This is a genomic window from Prauserella endophytica (genome assembly GCF_005146945.1).
In the GTDB taxonomy this organism is placed as follows: Bacteria; Actinomycetota; Actinomycetes; order Mycobacteriales; family Pseudonocardiaceae; genus Prauserella_A; species Prauserella_A endophytica.
Window position 1 is genome coordinate 654715 of the sequence record NZ_SWMS01000001.1, and the last position, 24015, is coordinate 678729.

The following is a 24015-nucleotide window of genomic DNA, read 5'->3' on the forward strand; positions in this document are numbered from 1 at the left end:
ATGTCGGGTGTTCCGCTCACCAGTGCTCAGTCCGGAATCTGGCTTGCCCAGCAGATCGCGCCGGACGATCCGGTCTACAACATCGCCTGGTATCTGGAGATCACGGGCCAGGTGGACCTCGACCGGCTCTCCGCGTCCGTGGCTAAGGCGATCGCGGAGACCGAGAGCGTGCACGTGCGCTTCGCCGACGTCGGGGGAACGCCCCGGCAGCTTCCGGCGCCGGCGGACCCGGCGCCGCGCGTGCTCGACTTCCGCGGTGAGGCCGATCCCGCCGCCGCGGCGACCGAGTGGATGCGCCGCGAGCGGCGGGCCGTCACCGATCTCGAACACGGCCCGGTGTTCGCCCACGCGCTGCTGCTGCTCCGCGAGCGGGTCTGGTGGTACCAGCGCTACCACCACCTGGTGATGGACGCCTACGGCTGTCTGCTCGTCACGCAGCGGGCGGGTGACCTCTACGCGGGGGCCGAGGGGCACCGGTTCGGCCCGCTGTCGGCGCTCGCCGACGCGGACGCCGCGTACCGCGGATCCGAGCGGTACACAGTGGACCGGTCCTTCTGGCACGAGCGATTCGCCGACCGGCCGGAGCCAGCACGGCTGCTGGACCGCGCGCCCGGCGCCGAGGTGCGCCGCCGGACGGTCGAGCTGTCCCGCGAGCGCACCGACGCCCTGCGCGAGCTGGGCGTCCGGTGTGGACAGCGGCTGTCTCGCGTTGCGCTCGCGGCCGTCGCCGCCTACACCCACCGCGCCACGGGCGCCTCCGACGTCGTGCTCGGCGTACCGGTGGCGGCGCGGCCCGAGCCGGAGACGCGCGTGGTGCCCGGCATGGCGTCCAACGTGCTGCCGCTGCGGCTCACCGTGCGGCCGTGGACCACGCCCTCGGACCTGATCGCCGCCGTGGACGAGGGCATCGCCGCGCTCACGGCACACGGCCGCTACCGAGGCGAGGACCTCGCCCGCGAGCTGGGATTCGCCGACGGGCTCGCGCAGCTCATCGGACCCACCGCCAACTTCATCAGCTTCGGCAGGGACCTCACGTTCGCCGGTGCCGCCGCCGACTTCCGCGACCTGGCGCTCGGCCCCGTCACCGACCTCTCCATCACGTGTTGCGAGCGCTGGGCCGACTACGGCCTGCTGATCGAGCTGGACGGCGCGTGTGACGACGCCGAGCTCGCCGAGCACGAGCGCCGGTTCCTCGCCGTGCTCGACGCGATGGTCGCGGGTCCGGGGCGCCCGCTCGGCGCGATCGAGCTGTTGCCCTCGGAGGAACGCACCCGCCTGCTCGAGGGCCTCGGCGCCGACGAGTGCGAGGTCGACGAGCTGACCTGGCCCGATGCCTTCGAGCGGCAGGTGCGTCGCACACCGGACGCGGTCGCGGTGGTGTGCGAGGACGAGCGGCTCACCTACGCCGAGCTGAACGCCGCGGCCAACCGGCTCGCCCGCTCGCTGCGCACCCGGGGTGTCGGCGCGGAGGACGTGGTCGGCGTCGCGCTGCCCCGCTCGGCGGATCTGGTGGTCGCACTGCTCGGCGTGCTCAAGGCGGGAGCGGCATACCTGCCGCTGGACACCGACCACCCGCGCGAGCGGCTCGACTACATGGTGGCCGACGCGGGAGCCAAGCTCGTACTGTCCACTGTGGATCACGAACGGCTGGCCGCGTACGACGACAGTGACCTGGGCCTGCCGATCGCGCTGCACCAGGCCGCCTATGTGATCTACACGTCCGGCTCGACGGGCAGGCCGAAGGGCGTCGTCGTGTCCCACGAGGGCGTCGGCAGTCTCGTCCAGACCGCGATCGCGCGGCTCGGCGTGGACGCCACGAGCCGCGTCGCGCAGTTCGCCTCCGTCGGCTTCGACGTCGCCGTGTGGGACCTCACGATGTCGCTGTGCGTCGGCGGGCGGAGCATCGTCGTGCCAACCGAGCGGCGCGTCGCGGGCCCCGAGCTCACGGAATACCTGACCGCGCAGGGCGCCACGCACATGATCCTGCCGCCGTCGCTGGTCGCCGCGCTGCCGGCCGAGTGCGAGCTGCCCGAGGGCGGCGTGCTCGTGGTGGGCACCGAGACCGTGCCGCCGGAGCTGATCACGCGCTGGGCCAAGCGGATGCGCGTGGTCGCGGCGTACGGCCTGACCGAGGCGACCGTCAACTCGACGCTGTGGCAGGCGGAGCAGGACTGGCTCGGCGCGGTGCCGATCGGTGTACCGGACCCGAACACGAGGGCCTACGTGCTCGACTCGTCGCTGCGGCCCGTGGGCGTGGGCGTGATCGGCGAGCTGTACGTCGGCGGCCGGGGCCTCGCCCGCGGCTACCGCGGCAGGCACGCGCTGACGGCGGAGCGGTTCGTGGCCGACCCGTTCGGCCCGCCGGGCGCCCGGATGTACCGCACCGGTGACCGGGTGCGGTGGCGTGCCGATGGGAACCTCGACTTCCTGGGGCGCTCGGACAACCAGGTCAAGATCCGCGGCTACCGCATCGAACCCGGCGAGGTGGAGTCGGCGCTGCTGAGCCATCCCGAGGTGGCGCAGGCCGCCGTCGTCGCACGTGAGGACCATCGCGGGGTCCGGCGCCTCGTCGGCTACGTCGTCGGCGACGCGGAGCCCGAGGCGGCGAAGGCGTTCGTCGCGGAGAGCCTGCCCGAGTACATGGTGCCCACGGTGGTGCTGCGCCTCGACGAGCTGCCTTTGACGCCCAACGGCAAGGTCGACCGGGCCGCGCTGCCCGCACCCGACTGGACGGGCCTAGCGGGCGGCACCGCACCCACGACGCCGAGGGAACGCACGCTCGCCACGCTGTTCGCGGAGATTCTCGACCTGCCGAGCGTCGGCGTGCACGACAGCTTCTTCGAGCTGGGCGGAGACTCGATCGTCGCGATCCGACTCGTCGCCGAGGCCCGCAAGGCCGGCCTGGCCCTGACGCCCCGCGACGTCTTCGCCCACCGCACGGTCGCCGCGCTCGCCGGGGTCGCGGGAGCCCCCTCGCGGGTGGGCGAGGTGGAGCTGGACGGCATGGACGACACAGCGTTGCCCGTGTCGTCGTTGCAGAGCGGGTTCTACTTCCACTCGCGATTCGACGAGACCGACTCCTACGTGGTGCAGGAGGTGCTCGACCTCGCCGAGGGCGTCGACCCCTCGGTGCTCCGGGCGAGGCTGCAGCGGCTGCTCGACCGGCATCCGCTGCTGCGGGCCGGGTTCCGTCAGCTGCCCGACGGCCGCGTGGTTCAGCGGATCCCCGAGCACGTGGAACTGCCGTGGCGAGAGGCGCCCGAACTGGAGGCGGCGCTCGAAGCGGACCGCGCCGACGGTTTCGACCTCGCCGAGCCGCCGCTGCTGCGCGCCACCCTGGTGGGCGGCACGCGACTGGTGCTCACGCTGCACCACATCGTCGCCGATGGGTGGTCGGTGTCGGTCATGCTCCGCGAGGTCGCCGCCGACGATCTCCCGCCCGCGCCCGATCACCGGCCGTACCTCGCGTGGCTGGCGAACCGCGACCACGACGCGGCGCTGGTCGCCTGGCGTTCCGCCCTGTCCGATGTGGAACCGACCCGCCTTGTGGAGCACGCGGCTGAGGAGCCGGGCAGCGTCGTCGTGGACGTCCCCGAGGACCTCACGAACGCGCTGACCGAGGTGGCCCGTTCCCGCGGGCTGACGCTGAGCACGCTGGTGCACGGCGCGTGGGGCCTGCTGCTGAGCGGGCTCACCGGCCGGTCCGACGTGGTGTTCGGCAGCACCGTCTCCGGCCGGGGTATCGACCTCGAGGGCATCGAGTCGGCGGTGGGCCTGTTCATCAACACCGTGCCCGCGCGGCTGCGCCTGCGAGGCGGTGACTCGCTCGGCACGGCACTGGAGCGCTGGCAGCAGGAGCAGGCCGCGCTGCTCGACCACCAGCACGTCGCCCTCGCCGACCTCCAGCGCGGCACCGGCGAGCTGTTCGACACGCTCGTGGTGGTGGAGAACCAGCCCGCGCACTCGGAACCGGGCCTGTTCACCGGCGTGGAGGTGCGCGACGCCGTGCACTACCCGCTCGCGCTCGTAGCGCACCCCGGGAAGCGGCTGCGACTGGAGCTCAAGCACCGCATCGGTGAGGCCGGTGCGCGCGAGATCGCCGACCGCTACCTCGGCGTGCTCGCCGCGCTCACCGAGCCGGACCGGCGGGTCGCCGACCTCGACCTTCGCACGGAGGCTGAACTCTCCACCGCCGATCGGACCGACCATCCGGTGCCCGATGGCACGCTCGCGTCGCTGTTCGCGGACCAGGTGGCCCGCACCCCGGACGCCACGGCCGTGGTCTTCGAGGACACGCGACTGTCCTATGCGGACCTGGATGCCCGCGCCGAGGCGCTCGCCCGCAGGTTGCGGGCCAGGGGAGCGGCTCCGGAGTCGCTGGTCGCCGTGGCCGTCCCGCGTTCGGCCGAGCTGATGGTCGCGTTGCTGGGCGTGCTCAAGTCCGGCGCCGCGTACCTGCCGGTGGACCTCGACTACCCCGCCGAGCGCATCGCCTTCATGCTCGCCGACTCCGGCGCGCGGCTCGCCGTGACCCTGCCGGGCACGGAGCTGCCGGGCGACATCGAGCGGGTGGTGCTCGGCGAGGACGAGACGGTCGCCGACTCACCCGTTGTCACCGCGAAGCCCGACGAGCCCGCGTACCTGATCTACACGTCCGGCTCCACCGGGCGGCCCAAGGGCGTGGTGGTGACCCACCGCGCGATCGTCAACCGGCTCGCGTGGATGCAGGGGCACTACGGGCTCGCGGCCGACGACCGCGTGCTGCAGAAGACGCCGTCGAGCTTCGACGTGTCGGTGTGGGAGTTCTTCTGGCCGCTGCTCGAGGGCGCGGCCGTGGTCCTCGCGCGCCCGGACGGTCACCGTGACCCCGCCTACCTCGCCTCGTTGATCGAGAACGAGCGCATCACCACGCTGCACTTCGTGCCGTCGATGCTCGCCGCGTTCCTGCAGGTGGTGAAGGACGCCGGATGGGCAGCGAGCCTGCGGCGGGTGTTCTCCAGCGGGGAGGCGCTGCCGGTCGAGTCGGCGACGCGCTGGCGGGAGCTGACCGGGGTGCCGTTGCACAACCTCTACGGGCCCACCGAGGCCGCCGTGGACGTCACGTGGTTCCCGTTCGAGGGTGACGCGGACGGGGCCTCGGTGCCCATCGGGTGGCCGGTGTGGAACACGCGGCTGTACGTGCTCGACGAGTTCCTGCGCCCCGTGCCAGACGGCGTGCCCGGTGAGCTGTACCTCGCGGGCGTGCAGCTCGCGCGCGGCTACCACGACCGGCCGGGTCTCACGGCGACGCGGTTCGTGGCGAATCCGTATGGTGACGGCCGCCTTTATCGCACCGGCGACCTGGTCCGACGTCGGCGCGCCGACGGGGCGATCGAGTACCTAGGGCGCACCGACCGGCAGGTGAAGATCCGCGGCAATCGCGTGGAGCTGGGCGAGATCGAGTCCGCGCTCTCGCGGCTGCCCGGAATCGCGCGGGCCGCGGTGGTCGCCCGCGACGGCGCGCTCGTCGGCTACGTCGTGCCGTCCGGGGAGCCCGCTGTCGAGGCGTGGCGCGAGGCACTCGAGGCGGAGCTGCCCGCGAGCATGGTGCCGAGCGGGCTCGTGGTGCTCGACGACCTGCCGCTGACGCCGAGCGGCAAGCTGGACCAGAACGCCCTGCCCGCACCGGAACTGGTGACTGTGTCCTCCCTGCCGTCGCGGCGGCCCCGGACCGAACGGGAACGGATCGTGTGCGACATCGTCGCGGCGGTGCTCGGCCTGCCCGAGGTGGGCGTCGACGACGACTTCTTCGTGCTCGGCGGCGACAGCATCACCTCGATCGCGGTGTCGGCGCAGGCGCGGGAACGCGGGCTCGACGTCTCGCCGAGGGATGTCTTCGAGCACCGGACCCCCGCCGCGCTCGCGGCACACGCCGGGGACGGCGTGCGGGAGATCCCCGCCGAGCTGGGCAGCGTTGAGCTCACCGAGCCGGAGCGGAGGAGCCTGCCCGCGCCCGACGTCGAGGACGTGTGGCCGCTCTCGCCGTTGCAGGAGGGCCTGTACTTCCACGCGACGTACGACGCCGAGGGTGTGGACGTCTACCAGTCGCAGGAGTCGCTCGACTTCGACCACCGGCTCGACGCCGACCGGCTGCGGGCCGCGTGCGCGTCGCTGCTGGCGCGCAACCCGAGCCTGCGCGCCGGGTTCGCCAGTGACGGGCTGCCGAGGCCGGTGCAGTTCATCGTGACCGGTGCCGAAGTGCCGCTGACCGAGGTGGACCTCACCGAGCGGCCGGAGGACCTCGACGGGCTGCTCGCCGAGGACCGGCGGCGGCGGTTCGACCTCACCAGCCCGCCGCTGTGCCGTCTGCTGCTGCTCCGGTTGCCCGGCGGGCGCGACCGGCTCGTCGTGACACACCACCTCGTGCTGTGGGACGGCTGGTCGGCGTGGCTGTTCCTGGAGCAGCTGTTCGCCCTCTACGAGCGGGCCGGCGACGACACCGGGCTCCCCGCGCCGGGCTCGTACCGCGACTACCTCGCGTGGCTCGGGCAGCAGGACTCCGGGCAGGCGCTCCTGGCCTGGCGGCAGGCGCTGCGCGGGCTGGCGGAGCCCACGCTCGTCGCCTCGGCCGACCGCGGCGGCGACCCGGTGATCCCGGCCGACTACGACGCCCTGTTGCCGAGGGAGACCAGCGACCGGTTGCGCGAGGAGGCCCGCCGGCACGGGCTGACGCTGCACACGCTGCTCAGCGCGGCGTGGGGACTGGTGCTGTCGGGCATGGTCGGGCGGCCGGACGTGGTGTTCGGCGCCGTCGTGGCGGGTCGGCCGGCCGAGGTGCCGAACGTGACGAGCGTGATCGGCATGTTCCTCAACACCGTGCCCTCGCGGGTGCGGTTCGAGCCGCGCGAGTCGGTGCTGGAGCTGTTGCGGCGGCTGCAGTCGGAACGGGCGGCGCTCATGCCGTACGAGTACGTCGGGCTCGGTGAGCTGCAGCGTGAGGCCGGGCACCGGCGGTTGTTCGACACGCTGTTCGTGCTGCGCACGGCCGATGGTGAGGAGCGGCTGGCCCAGCTGCACGACCTGCATGGCATCACGTCGGTGTCCAATGTGGATGGCACACACTTCCCGCTGACGCTGATCGTGACGCCGGAGGAACGGCTGCGGGTCACCCTCGCCGCGCGACCGGACATCTTCGACGCCGCCGAGGCGGGTCGCGTGCTGGAGCGGTTCACGACCGTGCTGGAACGGCTCGCCGCCGACGTGACGGCCCCGGTCGCGTCGCTCGACCTGCTGACCGAGGCCGAGCGCGCCGAGCTGCGCGGGCAGCCGGAGCGGCCGATCGGCGACGACACGATCGCGGATCTGCTCGCCGCGCAGGCCGCGCGCAGGCCGGGCGAGACGGCCCTGGTGTTCGGCGACGAGCGGCTGACCTACGCCGAGCTGGACGAGCGGATCAACCGCCTGGCCCGGCTGCTGCTGGCGCGCGGCGCGGGTCCGGAGCAGGTGGTGGCGCTCGCGCTGCCGCGCTCGATCGACATGGTGGTGGCCCTCTTCGCGGTGCTGCGCACCGGCGCGGCGTACCTGCCGCTCGACCTCGACCACCCCGCAGAGCGCCTCACCCACATGCTTGAGGACACGAACCCCCTCTGCCTACTCACCGCAACCACCGTGCCCCCGCTCGACGCCCCCCAAGGCCACCTTTGTTGCGTTCAACGCAACCAAGGTGGCCTTGGGGGAAGTTTCAGGGTCCTGCTGGATCACGTGGACGTGGTCGAGGAGTTGCGGAGGGTGTCCGGGGAGCCGATCGGGGACCACGAGCTTTCGTCTCGGTTCGCCAAGGGTGCCGCCGGACGGCTGGAGTACCCCGCATACGTCATCTACACGTCCGGCTCCACCGGGCGGCCCAAGGGCGTGGTCACGCCGTATCGCGGGCTCACGAACATGCAGCTCAACCACCGGGAGGCGATCTTCGCGCCCGCCATCGAATCGGCGGGCGGGCGGCGGCTGCGCATCGCGCACACGGTGTCGTTCGCCTTCGACATGTCGTGGGAGGAGCTGCTGTGGCTCGTGGAGGGCCATGAGGTGCACGTCTGCGACGAGGAGCTGCGCCGCGACGCCGAGGCGCTGGTCTCCTACTGCGATGAGCACCGCATCGACGTCGTCAACGTGACACCCACGTACGCCCAGCTGCTGCTGGAGGAGGGCCTGCTCGAGGGCCACGTGCCGCCGCTCGTGTTGCTCGGCGGCGAGGCCGTTTCCGACGCCGTGTGGAACACGCTCGCGCACACCGAAGGCACCTACGGCTACAACCTCTACGGGCCAACCGAGTACACGATCAACACCCTCGGCGCGTCCACAGCGGACAGCCCGACACCCGCAGTCGGCAAGCCCATCTGGAACACGCGCGCCTACATCCTCGACCCGTTCCTGCGGCCCGTACCGCCCGGCACCCCGGGTGAGCTCTACATCGCGGGCGTGGGCCTCGCCCGCGGCTACCACAACCGGCCGGGGCTCACAGCGGAGCGGTTCGTGGCGAACCCCTATGCACCGGGCCGCATGTACCGCACCGGGGACCTCGTGCGGCAGCGGCCGGGCAGCGGGGTCATCGACTTCCTCGGCCGCACCGACGACCAGGTGAAGATCCGTGGCTACCGTGTGGAGCTGGGCGAGGTCGAGGCCGCGCTCGCCGACCACCCGGCCGTCACCCACGCCGCCGTGGTCGTCAACGGACAGCGCCTCGTCGGCTACGTCGTGGCCGATGGCGAGTTCGACTGGCGCGAGCACCTCAAGGCACGCCTGCCGGACTACATGGTTCCGGCCGCGGTCGTGACCGTCGACCACCTGCCGTTGACCGTCAACGGCAAGCTCGACGTCAAGGCACTGCCCGCCCCATCACTCGATGCCGGGCGGGAGAGCAGGCCACCGCGCAACCACGAGGAAGAGGTGCTGTGCGAGCTGTTCGCCGAGTTGCTCGGCGCCGAGGGCGTCGGCATCGACGACAGCTTCTTCGACCTCGGCGGGCACTCGCTGCTCGCGACGCGCCTGGTGAGCAAGGCCCGCACGGCACTGGACGCGGAACTGTCCATTCGCGACCTTTTCGAGGCTCCGACCGTGGCCGAGCTGGTGAGCCGGATCGGTGGGCCCGCGCGGCCCGCGCTCACCGCCGCCGAGGACCGGCCCGCCGAGCTGCCTGCTTCCGCCGCGCAGCGACGGCTGTGGGTCATCCAGAACATGGCGGAGACCTCCGCCGCCTACAACTTCCCGCTCGTGGTCCGCCTGCGCGGGGCGCTGGACCTCGACGCGTGGCGGGCGGCGCTCGAGGACGTCGTCACCCGGCACGAGGCACTACGCACCGTGTTCACCGAGCGCGACGGCGTGCCCTTCCAACGTGTGGTCGAGGACGCCCAGCCGGCGGTGGAGGTTCGCGAAACCACCGAGCAGGCGCTGAGCGAGTTCGTGCGCGAGGCCGTGGCTCGGCCGTTCGACCTGGCCACGGAGCTGCCGATCCGGTGCACGATCGCGCGGCTCGCCGCCGACGACCACGTGGTGGTGCTTCTGCTGCACCACATCACCACCGACGAGTGGTCCGACCGTCCGTTCCTGCGCGATCTCTCCGCCGCCTACGCCGCACGCACCGCGGGAACCGCACCGGAGTGGAGCCCCCTGCCGGCGCAGTACGCCGACTACGCGCTGTGGCAGCGGCGACTGCTCGACGTGGTCGGCGAGGATCAGCTCGCCTACTGGCAGTCCACCTTGGACGGATCCCCCGAGGAACTGGAGCTGCCCACCGACCGGTCACGACCCGCCCGACCGACGTTCAGCGGCGCGGACCTCGAGATCGAGCTGGACCCAGCGACGTGCGAGCGGCTGCGCGCGCTCGGGCAGGACACCGGCGCAAGCATGTTCATGGTGCTGCACGCGGCCGTCGCGGCGCTGTTGCACCGCCTTGGCGCGGGTGAGGACATCCCGCTCGGCGCGCCCATCGCGGGCCGGGCCGACGAGGCGCTCGACGACCTCGTTGGCTTCTTCGTCAACACGCTCGTGCTGCGCACCGACCTTTCCGGCTCACCGAGCTTCGCCGAGCTGGTGCGGCGGGTGCGGGAGACCGACCTCGCCGCGTTCTCCCACGCGGACGTGCCCTTCGAGGCCGTCGTGGAGCGGCTCAACCCGGCCCGCTCGCTCTCGCGCAACCCGCTGTTCCAGGTGATGGTCGGCTACCACGGCCGCACGGGCGGGGAGCTGACGCTGCCCGGCCTGCGCGCGGAGTTCGTGCCGTACGCGACCGAGACGGCGAAGTTCGACCTCGTGTTCAGCTTCACCGAGCGGTTCGACACCGGGCGCGTCAGCTGCCGCATCGAGTACAGCACCGAACTGTTCGACGCCGAGACCGTGGAGCGGCTCGGCGAGCGGCTCGGCAGGCTCGTCGACGCCGTCGCGGAGCGACCGCGGTCGCGGATCGCTGAGGTCGACGTGCTCACCGACGACGAGCGGCACCTGGTTCTGGAGGGCTTCAACGCCACCGGGCGCGTGGTCGACGAGGCGTCGCTGCCGGAGCTGTTCGCCCGGCACGTCGCCGAGCAGCCGGAGGCCGTCGCCGTGGTGGAGCGCGACCGCCAGATGACGTACGCGCAGCTCAACGAGCGGGCGAACCGCATCGCGCGGCTGCTCGCCGAGCACGGCGTCGCCGAGGAGAGCGTGGTCGGTGTCGCCGTGCCGCGGTCGGTCGACACGATCGCCACGGTGCTCGCGACGGTGAAGCTCGGCGCGGCGTTCCTCCCGCTGGACCTCACACACCCGACCGAGCGGCTCGCCTACCTGATCGGTGACTCGGGCGCGCGGCTCGTGGTCGGCACGCCGGCGGTGGCGGACCGGATCCCAGACGTCGCACCGATGTTGTTGCTGGATGGCGAGATCGACCGCGACGGATCCGATGTGGACGTTCCGGCGCCTTCGCTGGACCAGGCGGCGTACGTGATCTACACGTCCGGCTCCACCGGCAAGCCGAAGGGCACCGTCGTGCCGCACGACGGCATCGCTAGCCTCGTCGCGACCGCTGTCGACCGCATGGGCCTCGAACCGACCTCGCACGTGCTGCAGTTCGCCTCGATCGGCTTCGACGTGTTCGTGTTCGAGCTGGCGATGGCGCTGTGTCACGGCGGGCGGCTCGTGCTGATCCCGGAGGAGGCGCGCGTCGCGGGCACGGCGCTCACCGACTTCCTGCGCGAGCAGGCGGTGACGCACCTGATCCTGCCGCCGTCGCTGGTGTCGGCGCTGCCGCCGGAGGCCGAGCTGCCGCGCGGGTCGACGATCCTGGTCGGCACCGAGACCGTGCCGCCGGACCTGATCGACCGCTGGGCGGGCAAGCTGAACCTGATCGCGGCGTACGGGCTGACCGAGGCGACCGTCAACTCCACGCTGTGGCCCGCGAAGCAGGGCTGGCGGGGGCCGGTGCCGATCGGCGTCCCCGACCCCAACACCGTCTGCTACGTGCTCGACGCGCACCTGCGCCCGGTGCCGCCGGGCGTGGTCGGCGAGCTGTACGTGGCGGGCCGGGGACTCGCCCGCGGGTACCTCGGCAGGCACGGGCTCACGGCGGAACGGTTCGTGGCGAATCCGTTCGGGGCTCCGGGTTCCCAGATGTACCGCACCGGTGACCGGGCGCGCTGGCGATCCGATGGGAACCTGGACTTCCTCGGCCGCGTGGACGGCCAGGTGAAGATCCGCGGCTTCCGCATCGAGCTCGGCGAGATCGAGGCAGCGCTCACCGCGCACCCCGGCGTCAGCCAGGCGGCCGTTGTCGCCGACCGCAAGGGCGACATCGTGCGGCTGGCCGGCTATGTCGTGGCGGACGAGGACATCGACTGGCGCGAGCACCTGCGTGCCCGGCTGCCGGAGTACATGATCCCGGCGCTCGTGATGCGACTCGACGGCCCGCTTCCGTTGACGCCCAACGGAAAGCTCGACCGGCGCGCCCTTCCCGCGCCGGACTGGGCGTCGCTCACGGGCGACGCGCGCCCGGCGACGGAGGAACAGCGCGTGCTCGCGGGGCTGTTCGGCGAGATCCTCGGGCTGGACGACGTCGGCGTGCACGACGACTTCTTCGAGCTGGGCGGGCATTCGATGTCGTCGATGCGGCTGCTGGGCCGGATCCGCTCGGCGTTCGGGGTCGACCTGACGATCAGGGACGTTTTCGACGCGCCGACCGTCGCCGGGATCGCGGGCAAGCTGGCCGGGGGATCGCGGCACCGGCCGGCACTGGTGCACCGGGAACGTCCCGCGACGGTTCCGCTCGCGCCAGTGCAGCGCTGGCAGTGGAAACTGCACCGCGAGCACCCCGGCTTCGACCACGCGCTCGCCCTGCGCTCGCGCGACGGCTTCGACGCCGAAGCGCTCGCGGCGGCGTGGAAGGACGTGGCCTTGCGGCACGAGCCGCTCCGCACGCGGTTCGAAGGCGGGTGCCAGCGGCTCGGTGAGCCACCGGAGCTGATGGCGGAGTCCGTTGTGGACGTCGAGGCACGGCTGGCAGAGCTGGCGGCGCAGCGGCCCGACGAGCCCGGCGTGCGGATCCACCTGCTGAAGGCCGAGTCCGAACAGGCCCTGTTGCTGACCATGCACTACCTTGCCGTCGACGAGTGGTCCGTGGTGCCGCTCATGCGGGACCTCAGCACCGCGTACGCGGCCCGATCGGCGGGGGAGGAACCGGCGTGGGAGCCGCTCCCGGTGACCTACGCCGATTACACGCGGTGGTCCGGACAGCTGCGAGCCGAGGTGGGGCGGGCCCAGCTCGACTACTGGCGGGAGACGCTGCGCGACGCCCCGCCTCTGGTGCTGCCCGGCGAAGGCGGACGCGGTGACGGTGGCGCGGGGGTGGTGCCGTTCGTGCTCGACGCCGAACTGCACGCCGCGATCGACCGGACCGCGAGGGCCAATGGCGCCAGCATGTTCATGGTGCTGCAGGCGGCGTTCACCACGGTGCTCGCCGCGAACGGAGCCGGAACGGACCTGCCGATCGGCACGATCGTCGCGGGCCGCACCGAGGAGGCGCTCACCGATCTCGTCGGGTGCTTCTTCAACACGGTGGTGCTCCGCACGGACGTGTCGGGCTCGCCGAGCGTCCCCGAACTGCTGGCGCGCGTGCGGCGGACCAACCTCGCCGCGCTCGATCGCCAGGACGTGCCCTTCGACGACGTCGCGAACGCGCTCGGCTGGCGGCCGAGGGTGCTCATGGTGCACCACGAGCAGGCCCGGCTCTCCGAACTGGAGGGCGGGCACGGCGAGCTGGTGGCTGTGCCGACGGGCGTCGCGAAGGCGGACCTCACCCTGAGTTTCTACGAGCCGCAGGGCGAGGGTGAGGTGCACTGCTATCTCGGTTACGCGACCGGTGTGCTGACCGCGGCGACCGTCGAACGGCTCGCCGGCGAGCTGCGCACCGTTCTGGAAGAGTTCACAAGGAGGCAATCGTGACCAACCCGTTCGAGGACCCGGACGGCCGCTACTACGTGCTCGTGAACGACGAGGAGCAGCATTCGCTGTGGCCGTCGTTCGTGGACGTTCCGGCGGGCTGGCGGATCGTGTTCGGGGAGGACACCCGCGACGCGTGCCTCACCTACGTCGAGGAGAACTGGACCGACCTGCGTCCGGCGAGCATTCGCTAGACGACGAGGTTCAGTGCGAGCGCCGTCACCACCGCGCTCGACAACAGGGCCGTGCCGAGGCGCCCGCGAGGGCTCGTGACGGCGCGGCCCAGCACGGCGCCACCGCACGCGAGGAGCAGCTGCCAGCTCGCGGAGGCGGCGAAGGCGGCGAGCACGAACGCGGTCGCGGTGGCCGGGTGCGCCGCGATGGTCGTGACGTCACCGAGCACGAGCGCGGCGAAGTAGACGATCGTCGCCGGGTTGAGCACGGTGATGCCGAGCAGGCTCGCGTAGGCCCGCGCCGCCGATGTCGCCCGGACCTCGGCGGGCTCGCCGAGCTCCCGGTGCCGCCGGATCGCCGAGACGGCGACGGCCGCCGCGATGGCGACGAGCACGATCGCCGAAGCCCAGCGCAGCGGCACCGTGATGGGCTCGATCAGCTCCGCGAGGGCGGACCCGCCGAGCACGGCGGCGAGCGCGTAGACACCGTCCGCGGTCGCGATGCCGAGCGCGGCGCTCACGCCGACGCGCAGCGAGGTGCGCGCGGTGAGCGCGACGAGGTACGCGCCGACAGCGCCAACGGGAATGGCGATGCCGTAACCGGCGACCAGGCCCGCGAGTAGCGCGGCGGTCACGGTCGCGTGGCTGTCGAGCTCCTCCGGTTGACGGCCTGCTGCTTCGCCGTCGCACAGGTGGCGGCGGTGGAGGGCAGCGGGCGATGTCCGGTGGTGGTCATGCGGCCGATGATGCGGGCCGGACGTGGGGTGGAGCAACCGGTTATCGAGGGGTGTTCGGTGTTCGGTATTGACCGAACACCGAACAGGAGTCGTTGCAGCGGATTCGCGGAGCAGGCGGTAGAGACGTCACGCTGGACGATGTCGACCTCGTGATGGAGCTGCTGAACTCCGCCGTGTCGCGCCTTTGACCGGCTGGTCGGGAACGCGCCACTCGCGGTCCTGAGCGCAGAACTCGGCGTCGGGAGCGCAGAACTCGGCGTCCTGAGCGGGGGACTCGCGGTCGGGAGCGGGGGACTCGCGCGTCAGCGGGTTCGCTGGTCGGACCAGGCGGCCCACAGGGCCGCGTAGCGGCCGTTCGCCGCCACCAGGTCGTCGTGCGTGCCGGTTTCCACCACCTTGCCGGCGTCGAGCACCACGATCCGGTCCGCCGCCGCGGCCTGCGTCAGGCGGTGGGCGACCACGAGGCCCGTGCGGCCCTCCAGTGCCTTCGCCGCCGCCTTCTCCAACACCTTCGCGCCCGCGCTACCCGCCTCCGCGGTCGCCTCGTCGAGGATGGCGATCGGCGGGTCTGCCAGCACCAGGCGCACCAGAGCCAGCTGCTGCGACTGGGTGACCGTCAGCCGGTGCGCGCCCTCACCCACCATTGTGGACAGTCCATCCGGGAGTGCGTCGACCCAGGGCAGAGCGCCGACCTTCGCCAGCGCCGCCCGCAGCTCCTCATCCGTCGCGTCGGGCTTGGCGAGGCGCAGGTCCTCGGCGAGCGTGCCCGCGAAGACGTGCACCTCCTGGCTGATGAGCGCCACCGTGCGGCGCGTGCCCGCGTGGCCGAGGTCGTCGAGAGCGACACCGCCCAGTGCGAGCGAGCCCGATGTCGGCCGGTGGATGCCGGCGATCAGCTTCGCGAGCGTCGTCTTCCCGGCCCCGCTCGCACCCACGAGGGCGACCCGCTCCTCGGGGGCGATGTCGAGGTCCACGTCGCGCAGTACGTCGTGGCCCGTGACGTAGGCGTGGCTCACCGCGGCGGCCTTCACCGACGCGTCCACCGGCACGCCCGCCTGCTCGGGCTCCCGTTCGGTCGGCAGGTCCGCGACGCCGACCAGGCGGGCGAGGCTCGCCGCCGCCGACTGGGCGTCGTCCACGAGCGCCAGCGCCGCGTTGATGGGGTTGAAGAGGCTGTGGAAGTACAGCGCGGCCGCCGTCGCCGTGCCGATCGTGGCGGTGCCGTTGCCCACCAGCACGAAACCGGCCACGAGGATGGCCGAGAGGCCGACGAACTCGGCGAGGTTGAGCCGCGAGAAGAACCGGGTCATCAACCGGACCGCGCGCATCGTCACGTCCACGACCGTCTGGGACCGGCCGCGCACGCGCTCGACGTGCTCGTCGGTGAGCCGGAACGCCCGAACCGTGCGCGCGCCGCCGACCGTGTCGAGCAGCTGCTGTTGCTGGGCCCCGTCCCGCACGCGCTGGTGGGCGTACAGCGGAATCGCGCGCCGCACGTACCAGCGCACCGTGTAGAGCTGGATCGGCGCCGCGAGCAGCGCGGCGAGCAGGAACCGCCAGTCCAGCAGTGCGAGCCCGCCGAGCGTGAGCACGATCGTCAGCGCGGAACGACCCAGCTCGGGCAGGGCCTCGCGCACCGACTTGGCGATCACGGCGACGTCGTTGGTGACCCGCGAGGTCAGATCGCCCGACCCGGCCAGCTCGACGCGTTCCAGCGGCTGGCTCAGCGCCCGCTCGATGAAACGTTCCCGCAGGCTCGCGAGCATGCTCTCGCCGAGCCGCGAGACCAGCGCGAGCCCCCACGCGTTGCCAGCGCCCCTGGCCAGCGCGACGACCACCAGCAGGACGACGGGCACCGTGAAGTCCGTGCTGCCCTCGTCCACCAGGTCGACGATGTGGCCGAGCAGCGGGGCCGTAAGCAGCCCGACGCCCGTCGCCGCGGTCAGCACGCCGAACGCGGAGAAGGCCAGCAGGCGCCGGGGCCGAAGTAGCTCGCCGACGGCGGCGGCCGTGCGCCTGCCCGTCGCGGTCGGCAGCAGCTCGCGATCGCTCATGACAGCACCGCCGATCGGTAGCCGGGGTTGGCGTGGACGAGTTCGGCGTGCGTGCCCTGCGCGCCAACCGCGCCACCGTCGAGCACGACGACGCGGTCCGTCACGGCGAGCAGCGCCGGGCTCGTTGTCACCAGCACCGTGGTGCGCCCCTGCCGGATCTCCCGCAGCTCACCGGCGATGCGGGCCTCGGTCACCGCGTCGACCGCGGTCGTCGGGTCGTGCACCACGAGCACGGGCGGGTCGGCGGCGAGCGCCCTCGCGAGCGCGACGCGCTGCCGCTGTCCACCGGACAGCGACCGCCCGCGCTCGGCGACGAGCGTGTGCACACCCTCGGGCAGGGTGCGCGCGACCTCGTCGGCCGCGGACGCCGTGAGCGCGCGATCGACGTCGCGGCCGGCGGTCACGACGTTGTCGAGCAGGCTGCCGTCGAACAGGTCCGCGTCGTGGGCCGCGACCAGCACGGCGCCACGCAGCTCGTGCGGGTCGAGCTCGGTGTAGGCCACGCCGTCCAGCTCCACCGTGCCCGCCGCCGGGTCGGCCTCGCGGCCGAGGCAGTCGAGCAGGTGCGAGGCGGCCGCGGGATCGGGCGCCACGACGCCGAGCAACTCGCCCGGCTCGACGTCGAGGTCCAGCGAGTCGAGGCTGCCGTGGGTCACACCGCGCAGGCTCAGCCGGCCCGGGCAGTTGCCGGAGGGCGCGCCGGAGCCGGAGGTCACCGCGGGCGGGGCGGCGAGCACCGACGCGACGCGCTCCGCCGACGCCCTGCCCTGCGCGAGCTGGCCGTTCACCCACGCGAAGATCTGGAACGGGCCGAGCAGGAACTGCGCGAGGCCCACGGCGGCGACGAGCTCGCCGACCGTGATCGAGCCGTTCGCGGCGAGGTGCGCGCCGACGAGGGCGACCACGGCGATGAAGATGCCGGTGAGCGCGAGGATCGCGCCGTCGTGGCCTGCGTGGGCCCTCGCGGCGCGCAGGGTCGCGGCGAGAGAGTCCTGGCTCGTGCGCCGGTAGCGGGCCACGGCGGCGGCCTCTGCGCCGATGCCCTTGAGCACCCGCAGGCCGGAGACCAGGTCGGCGGCGACGCCGGAGGCGTGCGCGGCGCGTTCCTGCTCGACGCTGCTGCGCCGCTCCAGTGGCTTGCCGACGAGGTGGGTGAGCCACAGCAGCGGCGGCGTGCCGAGCAGGACCAGCAGTCCGAGCGGCACCGAGATCCGCAGCAGCGACACGGCGCTCACGAGCAGGCCGACGAACCCGGCGACGGCGAACGGCAGCACCGTGTTGACGACACCGACGCGTTTGGCGTCGCCGGTCGCGATGTTGACGAGCGCGCCGGGGAGCCTGCCGGCCTCGGCGCCGCCGCGCGGATCCAGCACCCGCTGCGCGAGCCGCATGCGCAGGCCGTGCGCGGCCTGTTCCGACGCCCGTTCGGCTGCCCTCGCGGCGAACCGGTAGCTCATCGACAGCGCGCCGAACACCACGGCGAGCACCACGATCCAGCGCAGGAGCGCGCCGACCGATCCCGTGGAGACGGCCTGGTCGATCACGAGGCCGACGATCACGGGCACGAGCGCCTCACCGCCCTGGTGCACCGAGCCAAGGAAGGCGGCGCGGGCGAGCAGGCGCCGTTGCCCGGACACCGCGTCCCGCAGGATGCTCCTGCCGGTTGGCAACACTGGACCACCTCCGCGTCGGCTGCGGAGGTTAGGCTAGCTTAAGTTCACGCTCGGTCCAGGCCGGTGCGCGCGAACTTCGTCACGATGGACCACCCTCACTCGTTCGGTTAGCCTCACCTTATGTCCGTTGTCACGCCGTCACGGCCACAGTCACCTGACGTGGTGGCTCCTCGGCGTGCACCGAACGCGCTCAAGGGCGCGGGCCTGCTGATCGCGCTCGTCGCGCTGGTCGTCCTCGGGCTGCTCAGCATCTGGCTCGGCTCCAAGAGCATCCCGTTCACGGCGACGTGGGACGTGCTCTGGAACAACGACGGCTCCAACGACGCCGTGATCATCCACGAGTACCGGATCCCGAGAACGCTGCTCGGCCTGCTCGTGGGTGCCGCACTCGGTCTCGCCGGTGCGCTCATGCAGGCGCTCACCCGCAATCCGCTCGCCGACCCCGGCCTGCTCGGTGTCACGATGGGCGCCTCGACCGGGGTCGTGATCTCGCTCGGCTTCCTGGGCATCGCCTCGGTGCTCGGCTACGTCTGGTTCGCCTTCGCGGGCGCGGCCATCGCCTCGCTCGTGGTGTACGTGATCGGCTCGTCCGGCCGCGGCAGCGCCTCGCCCGAGCGGCTCGTGCTCGCGGGCGCCGCGGTGACGGCGGTGCTCTACGCCTTCAACAGCGCGGTGCTGCTCATGGACCCCGAGGCGTTCGACGAGTACCGCTACTGGCAGGTGGGCTCGCTGGCGGGCCGCTACTACGACGTGCTCGTGCCCGTGCTGCCGTTCATCGTCGTCGGCGTGATCGTGGCGCTGTTGCTGATCCGGCCGCTGAACGCGCTCGCGATGGGGGAGGAGCTGGGCCGCGCGCTCGGCGCGCACCCCGACCGCATCCGCGTGCTGGGAGCCGTCGCGATCACCTTGCTCTGCGGGGCCGCGACCGCGGCGGTGGGCCCGATCGCGTTCGTCGGACTCGCCGTGCCGCACATGGCCCGCCTGATCGCCGGACCCGACCAGCGCTGGGTGCTGCCCTACTCGCTGGTGCTGGCGCCGATCCTGCTCGTCGGCTCCGACATCGTCGGCCGCGTCGTCGCGCCGCCCTCGGAGGTGCAGGTGGGCATCGTGACCGCCGCGATCGGCGTGCCCGTGTTCGTCGCCCTGTGCCGCAAACGAAAGCTGGCGAGCCTGTGAGCCCCGTGATCACCGGCCGCGTCGTGCGGACCCGGCGCGAGACGCTGTCGGTGCGCGTGGATGCCAGGACCTTCACCGTCTGCGTCGTGACGGTGCTCGCCCTGCTCGCCGTGATGACGGCGACGCTGACGACCGGCGAGTACCCGCTTTCGGTCGGCGAGGTGCTCGGCGCCGTCACGGGCACCGGCGAGGGCGCGGCCGACTTCATCGTGAACACCCTGCGCATGCCGAGGCTGCTGACCGCGCTGCTCGTCGGCGCGGCCCTCGCGGCGAGCGGGGCGATCCTGCAGGGGCTCACCCGCAACTCGCTCGGCAGCCCCGACATCATCGGTTTCAACAACGGTGCCGCCACCGGCGCGCTGGTCGTGATCATCGTCGTCGGCGGCAGCATGTACCAGGTCGCGATCGGCGCACTGCTCGGCGCCGTGATCACCGCGCTGCTGATCTACCTGTTCTCGTTCACCCGTGGCGTGCAGGGGTTCCGGTTCGTCCTCATCGGAATCGGCCTCAACGCGCTCGCGCTGGCGGTGAACTCCTACCTCATCACGCGCGCGAACCTCTACGACGCGCTCTCGGCGCAGGCGTGGCTGCTCGGCAGTGTCAACGGGCGCGGGTGGGAACACGTCACCGCCGCGGCGCTCGCGCTCGCCGTGCTGCTGCCGCTCGCGCTGTACTACTCGCGGGCGCTCGCGATGATGGAGCTCGGGGACGACTCGGCGAAGGCGCTCGGCGTCGGTGTGCAGCGCAGCCGGGCCGTCCTGATCGTGACGAGCGTGCTGCTCGCCGCGTTCGCGACGGCGGCGGCCGGGCCCATCGCGTTCGTCGCGCTCGCGGCACCGCAGCTCGCCCGCAGGCTCACGCGCTCGTCGTCACCGGGGCTGGTCTCCTCGGCGCTCATGGGCGCGCTGCTGCTGGCAGCGGGCGACCTGCTCATCCAACGGGTGTTTCCCACAGCGCAGCTCCCGGTCGGCACGGCGACCGGTTGTCTCGGCGGGCTGTACTTGATCTGGTTGTTGGCGTCGGAATGGCGCGGGAAGGCTAGGTACGCATGACCCGGTTGTACGCCGAAGACCTGACGCTCGCTTACGAGCAGGCCGTCGTGGCGACCGACCTGTCGGTCGAGATCCCCGACGGCTCGTTCACGGTCATCATCGGCCCCAACGCGTGTGGCAAGTCGACCCTGCTCAAGGCGCTCGCCAGGATGCTCAAGCCCAAGACCGGCGGTGTGCATCTCGACGGCAAGCTCATCTCCTCCTACCGCTCTCGCGAGGTCGCGCGGCGCCTCGGGTTGCTGCCGCAGACGTCGATCGCGCCGAGTGGCATCACGGTCGGCGACCTCGTGGCCCGCGGGCGCTATCCGCACCAGAAGCTGTTGAAACAGTGGTCGTCCGAGGACGAGGCCGTGGTCACCGAGTCGATGAAGCTGACGGGCGTGCTCGAGCTGTCCGGCAGGCTCGTCGACGAGCTGTCGGGCGGTCAGCGGCAGCGCGTGTGGCTGGCCATGGTGCTCGCGCAGCAGACCTCGATCCTGCTGCTCGACGAGCCGACGACGTTCCTCGACATCGCCCACCAGGTCGAGGTGCTCGACCTATGCGCCGACCTGCACGAGGACAAGCGGCACACGCTCGTCGCCGTGCTGCACGACCTCAACCAGGCGTGCCGCTACGGCACGCACCTGATCGTCATGCGGCCAGGCGGCGAGATCGCCGCGCAGGGCAACCCCTCGGAGATCATCACCGCCGAGCTGGTGGAGGACGTCTTCGGCCTGCCCTGCCGCGTCATCGACGACCCGGAGACCGGTACCCCGCTGATCGTGCCCAACGCGCGGAAGAAGCGGTCAGAGGACCACGGTCCGGTTGCCGTGCACGAGCACGCGACCCTCTAGGTGCCAGCGCAGGCCGCGCGCGAGGGTCACCTTCTCGATGTCGCGGCCCTTGCGCACCATGTCGGCCACGGAGTCGCCGTGGTCGACGCGGATCACGTCCTGCTCGATGATCGGCCCAGCGTCCAGGTCCGCGGTCACGTAGTGGCACGTCGCGCCCACCAGCTTCACGCCCCGCTGGTATGCCTGGTGGTACGGGCGCGCGCCGATGAACGAGGGCAGGAAGCTGTGGTGGATGTTGATCGCCCTGCCCGCCCACGCCTCGCACAGCTCCGGCGGCAGGATCTGCATGAACCGCGCGAGCACCACCGCGTGCGGGTCGTGCTCGTCGACGAGCTTGGCCACCTCCGCGAAGGCCGACGCCTTGTCCTCGGCGAACGACACGTGGTGGAACGGGATGCCGTGTGCCCTGGTGATGTCGGCGAGCACCTCGTGGTTGCCGATCACCGCGCGCACGTCCACGTCCAGCTCGCCGGAGGCGACGCGGCCGAGCAGGTCGTAGAGGCAGTGCCCCTCCTTCGACACCAGCACCACGATCCGGCGGCGCTCCCCGGTGTCGTCCACGCGCCAGTCGGACTCCGCTCCCAGCGAGCGCGCGACGCCGGCGAACCGGGCGCGCAGCTCGTCGACGTCGAACGGCAGCGAGTCGGCCCGCACGACCTGGCGGGTGAAGAACCAGCCCGTGTCCGGGTCGGTGTGGTAGGCGGCCTCGACGATCCAACCGCCTGCCTCGGCGAGGAACGACGAGATGCGGGCGACGATCCCCGTGCGGTCGGGGCAGCCGAAGGTGATCACATACTGGCGGGAGTCAGGCACGGCTTCCCATTGTCGCCCCTCGCCCTCACGGCGGCGTGAGCGGCTCCAGTAGAGCGGTCTCGCCGGTGACCTTCGCCGCACTCGGCCTGCGCCACAGTGCCCGGTACACCTCGTCGGCGGTGCCCTCGACCGTCAGGGCGGGCTCGAACGGCTGCTCGGCACCAGCGCTGTACTGCGGCGCCTCGCCGGGCGCCAGCCGGACCGACCACAGCCTGCCCGCGTCCTCGGCGTGCACCAGCACCGAGCCCTTGGCGGTGAACTCGCTCCAGTCTGCCCGTCGGTACACGAGCATGGTCAGCAGCTCGTCAACGCCGTCGGCGGCGAACCCGGGCGGGAACGGCACCGTCTGCCTGCCGAGTGCCAGCTCGGCGTCCACGCGGTGCATCGCGGCCTCGTGGGCCTGCCGCCGTGCCCACGACGCCACCACCGGGTCGTAGGAGGGGAACGGCTGCCACGCGGGGGTGTCCGCGGGCGTGTCGAACGCGGCCCTCAGCTCGGCTCGCCGCTCGTCCCACCAGTCCAGCAGCGGCTCCCACCCGTCGGGCGGGGTCCCGGCGCGGACGTGCTCACCGCTCGGATCCGCCATCGCGGCGACCACCCAGGAATGCACCCTGGCGATGTGTCGCACCAGCCGCCTCACCGTCCACTTCGGACAGGACGGCACCGGGGCTTCCGGTCCGGCCTCGACCGCGGCGGCCCGCAGGCCGTCGCTGTGGGTCTCGATCGCCGCGAGGTACTCCGCGTACTCCACGGCGAGAGACTAGCCGTCGCCCGAGCTCGACGCACCCGACCGCGAGCAGTCCGATGCCGAAGGCGAACAGCAGGCCCTTCACCGGCTCGTCCGCGAACCGCGCGGAGCCGAGGTAGCCGACCAGCACGCTGTAGACCGCCCACACCGTGACGCCGATGGCGTCGAGCACCGCGAAGCGGCCGAGCGGGTAGCGCAGGCTGCCCGTGGCCAGCGCGGAGGCGACCCGGCCGCCCGGCAGGTAGCGCCCCGCGACGATGAGTACCGTGCCGTGGCGGTGCACCTTCTCCTTCGCCCACTCGTAGCGCCGTCGCCCCTGCTCGTTGCGTTGCAGCCGGCGCAGCGTCCCCGGTCCCGCGCGCCGGGCGATGCCGTGGCCGAGCAGGTCGCCCGCCCACGCTCCCGTCGCGGCGACCACGGTGAGCACGGCAAGCCCGGGAAGGTCGGGGCCCAGCAGCACCGCGACCGTCATCACCGTGGTCTCGCTCGGCATGAACGGCAGGAGCGCGTCCAGCCCGGCCACCACGAAGATGATCAGCCAGAGCCACGGCGAGTCGAGCTGCGCCTGCAGCATCGCCGTGAGGCGGTCGAGCAGCTCAAACATGGGCGGGCTCCGCGGCGAGCACCGCCCGCCGCGCCCGCGCCGCGAGTTCCCGCCGGTCGCCCTCAGGAGCCAGCGCGGGATGTGCCCGCACCCGCAGGGTCAACTCGCTCGCCTTCACGACCCGGCCGATGGAGCGGGCGAGCGTGTCGTCGCCAACGAACGCCGCGACCGTGCTGGGCTCCCCACCCTGGAGGTAGGTCAGCGTCACCGGCCGCACGGGCGCGCCCGCGTCGAGTGCGGCCTGGAACACCGCACGCCGGAACGGCCCGCCCGGCTCGGAGCAGTACGTGGTGGCCTCGGGGAACACCGCCACCGAGCGGCCCTCCCGCAGCCGCGCCGCCACGGCGTCGACGCTCTCCGGCAAGCCGCGCAGGGCCCAGCGATCCACGAACAGCGTGTCCAGGCGACGGGCCAGCCCGCCGACCAACGGCCAGTCCGCCACCTCGCGCTTGGCGAGAAAGGCGGCGGGCTCGACGGCCAGCAGGCCCACGATGTCGAGCCACGACACGTGGTTGGCGACGATCAGCGTGCCGACGGGGCCGGGAACGTGCAGCGGCCCTTCGTCGGCGTCGAGCGTGACGTCGAGCGCGTTCAGCACCGCTCTGGCCCGTCCGCGGAGTTCCCCGCCCCTCGCCAGCGAGGCCGCCAGCGCCACACTCCTGCCCACGGCTTCCATCGTGGTCACCGGCGGACGTTGGTGGGTGACGCAGTG

11 protein-coding genes and 1 pseudogene are annotated in these 24015 nt (G+C 72.4%); 5 read left to right on the forward strand and 7 right to left on the reverse strand.

Annotation, left to right across the window (positions count from 1 at the left end; genetic code table 11):
* Together FCN18_RS03375 and FCN18_RS03380 are read left to right on the forward strand one after the other, a co-directional pair.
* Positions 1-13443: a non-ribosomal peptide synthetase gene (locus tag FCN18_RS03375; RefSeq protein WP_137093176.1), complete on the forward strand. Its 13443-nt coding sequence runs from the start codon at positions 1-3 to the stop codon at positions 13441-13443.
* Entirely contained in the window at positions 13440-13634 is a 195-nt protein-coding gene (locus FCN18_RS03380) for an MbtH family protein (protein ID WP_137093179.1), read from the forward strand. The genes FCN18_RS03375 and FCN18_RS03380 overlap by 4 nt, the downstream gene beginning before the upstream one ends.
* Here the strand turns inward: FCN18_RS03380 and FCN18_RS03385 are convergent.
* The 3 genes from FCN18_RS03385 to FCN18_RS03395 form a co-directional block, all read right to left on the reverse strand.
* Positions 13631-14248, reverse strand: a complete 618-nt coding sequence (locus tag FCN18_RS03385; RefSeq protein ID WP_137093181.1) for a LysE/ArgO family amino acid transporter — start codon at positions 14246-14248, stop codon at positions 13631-13633. The genes FCN18_RS03380 and FCN18_RS03385 overlap by 4 nt on opposite strands.
* 404 nt (positions 14249-14652) lie before the next feature.
* Positions 14653-16404 carry an ABC transporter ATP-binding protein gene (locus tag FCN18_RS03390; RefSeq protein WP_137093183.1) on the reverse strand — a complete coding sequence of 584 codons (1752 nt, stop codon included), beginning with the start codon at positions 16402-16404 and terminating at the stop codon, positions 14653-14655.
* Positions 16401-18077: an ABC transporter ATP-binding protein gene (locus FCN18_RS03395; RefSeq protein WP_137093185.1), complete on the reverse strand. Its 1677-nt coding sequence runs from the start codon at positions 18075-18077 to the stop codon at positions 16401-16403. Before FCN18_RS03395 ends, FCN18_RS03390 begins: the two co-directional genes overlap by 4 nt.
* A gap of 120 nt (positions 18078-18197) precedes the next feature.
* On the opposite strand from FCN18_RS03395, the gene FCN18_RS03400 reads away from it, so the two are divergent.
* The 3 genes from FCN18_RS03400 to FCN18_RS03410 are packed head-to-tail and all read left to right on the forward strand — an operon-like array spanning position 18198 to position 21138.
* Positions 18198-19253, forward strand: a complete 1056-nt coding sequence (locus FCN18_RS03400; RefSeq protein WP_137093187.1) for a FecCD family ABC transporter permease — start codon at positions 18198-18200, stop codon at positions 19251-19253.
* Complete coding sequence (locus FCN18_RS03405; protein WP_228713605.1) at positions 19250-20305, forward strand: FecCD family ABC transporter permease; 1056 nt, start codon at positions 19250-19252, stop codon at positions 20303-20305. The genes FCN18_RS03400 and FCN18_RS03405 overlap by 4 nt, the downstream gene beginning before the upstream one ends.
* Positions 20302-21138: an ABC transporter ATP-binding protein gene (locus FCN18_RS03410; RefSeq protein WP_112266412.1), complete on the forward strand. Its 837-nt coding sequence runs from the start codon at positions 20302-20304 to the stop codon at positions 21136-21138. The genes FCN18_RS03405 and FCN18_RS03410 overlap by 4 nt, the downstream gene beginning before the upstream one ends.
* Here FCN18_RS03410 and purU read toward each other — a convergent pair.
* The 4 genes and pseudogenes from purU to FCN18_RS03430 form a co-directional block, all read right to left on the reverse strand.
* The gene (gene purU, locus FCN18_RS03415) at positions 21091-21930 is read right to left on the reverse strand and encodes a formyltetrahydrofolate deformylase (RefSeq protein WP_170200509.1); all 840 of its coding nucleotides are present in this window, start codon (positions 21928-21930) and stop codon (positions 21091-21093) included. The genes FCN18_RS03410 and purU overlap by 48 nt on opposite strands.
* 46 nt (positions 21931-21976) lie before the next feature.
* Positions 21977-22621: pseudogene (locus FCN18_RS03420) on the reverse strand (maleylpyruvate isomerase family mycothiol-dependent enzyme); the annotation flags it as partial.
* Positions 22518-23303 (reverse strand): DedA family protein, encoded by a 786-nt coding sequence (locus tag FCN18_RS03425; protein WP_137093191.1) that lies wholly within the window; start codon positions 23301-23303, stop codon positions 22518-22520. The gene FCN18_RS03425 and the pseudogene FCN18_RS03420, both read right to left, overlap by 104 nt.
* The gene (locus FCN18_RS03430) at positions 23296-23979 is read right to left on the reverse strand and encodes a lysophospholipid acyltransferase family protein (RefSeq protein ID WP_206077800.1); all 684 of its coding nucleotides are present in this window, start codon (positions 23977-23979) and stop codon (positions 23296-23298) included. Before FCN18_RS03430 ends, FCN18_RS03425 begins: the two co-directional genes overlap by 8 nt.
* Positions 23980-24015: the final 36 nt, after the last annotated feature.

Coding starts and splice junctions, on each gene's coding strand:
- FCN18_RS03375 (WP_137093176.1), top strand. CDS start 1: ATGTCGGGTGTTCCGCTCACCAGTGCTCAGTCCGGAATCTGGCTTGCC.
- FCN18_RS03390 (WP_137093183.1), bottom strand. CDS start 16,404: ATGAGCGATCGCGAGCTGCTGCCGACCGCGACGGGCAGGCGCACGGCC.
- FCN18_RS03400 (WP_137093187.1), top strand. CDS start 18,198: ATGTCCGTTGTCACGCCGTCACGGCCACAGTCACCTGACGTGGTGGCT.
- FCN18_RS03410 (WP_112266412.1), top strand. CDS start 20,302: ATGACCCGGTTGTACGCCGAAGACCTGACGCTCGCTTACGAGCAGGCC.
- FCN18_RS03425 (WP_137093191.1), bottom strand. CDS start 23,303: ATGTTTGAGCTGCTCGACCGCCTCACGGCGATGCTGCAGGCGCAGCTC.
- FCN18_RS03430 (WP_206077800.1), bottom strand. CDS start 23,979: ATGGAAGCCGTGGGCAGGAGTGTGGCGCTGGCGGCCTCGCTGGCGAGG.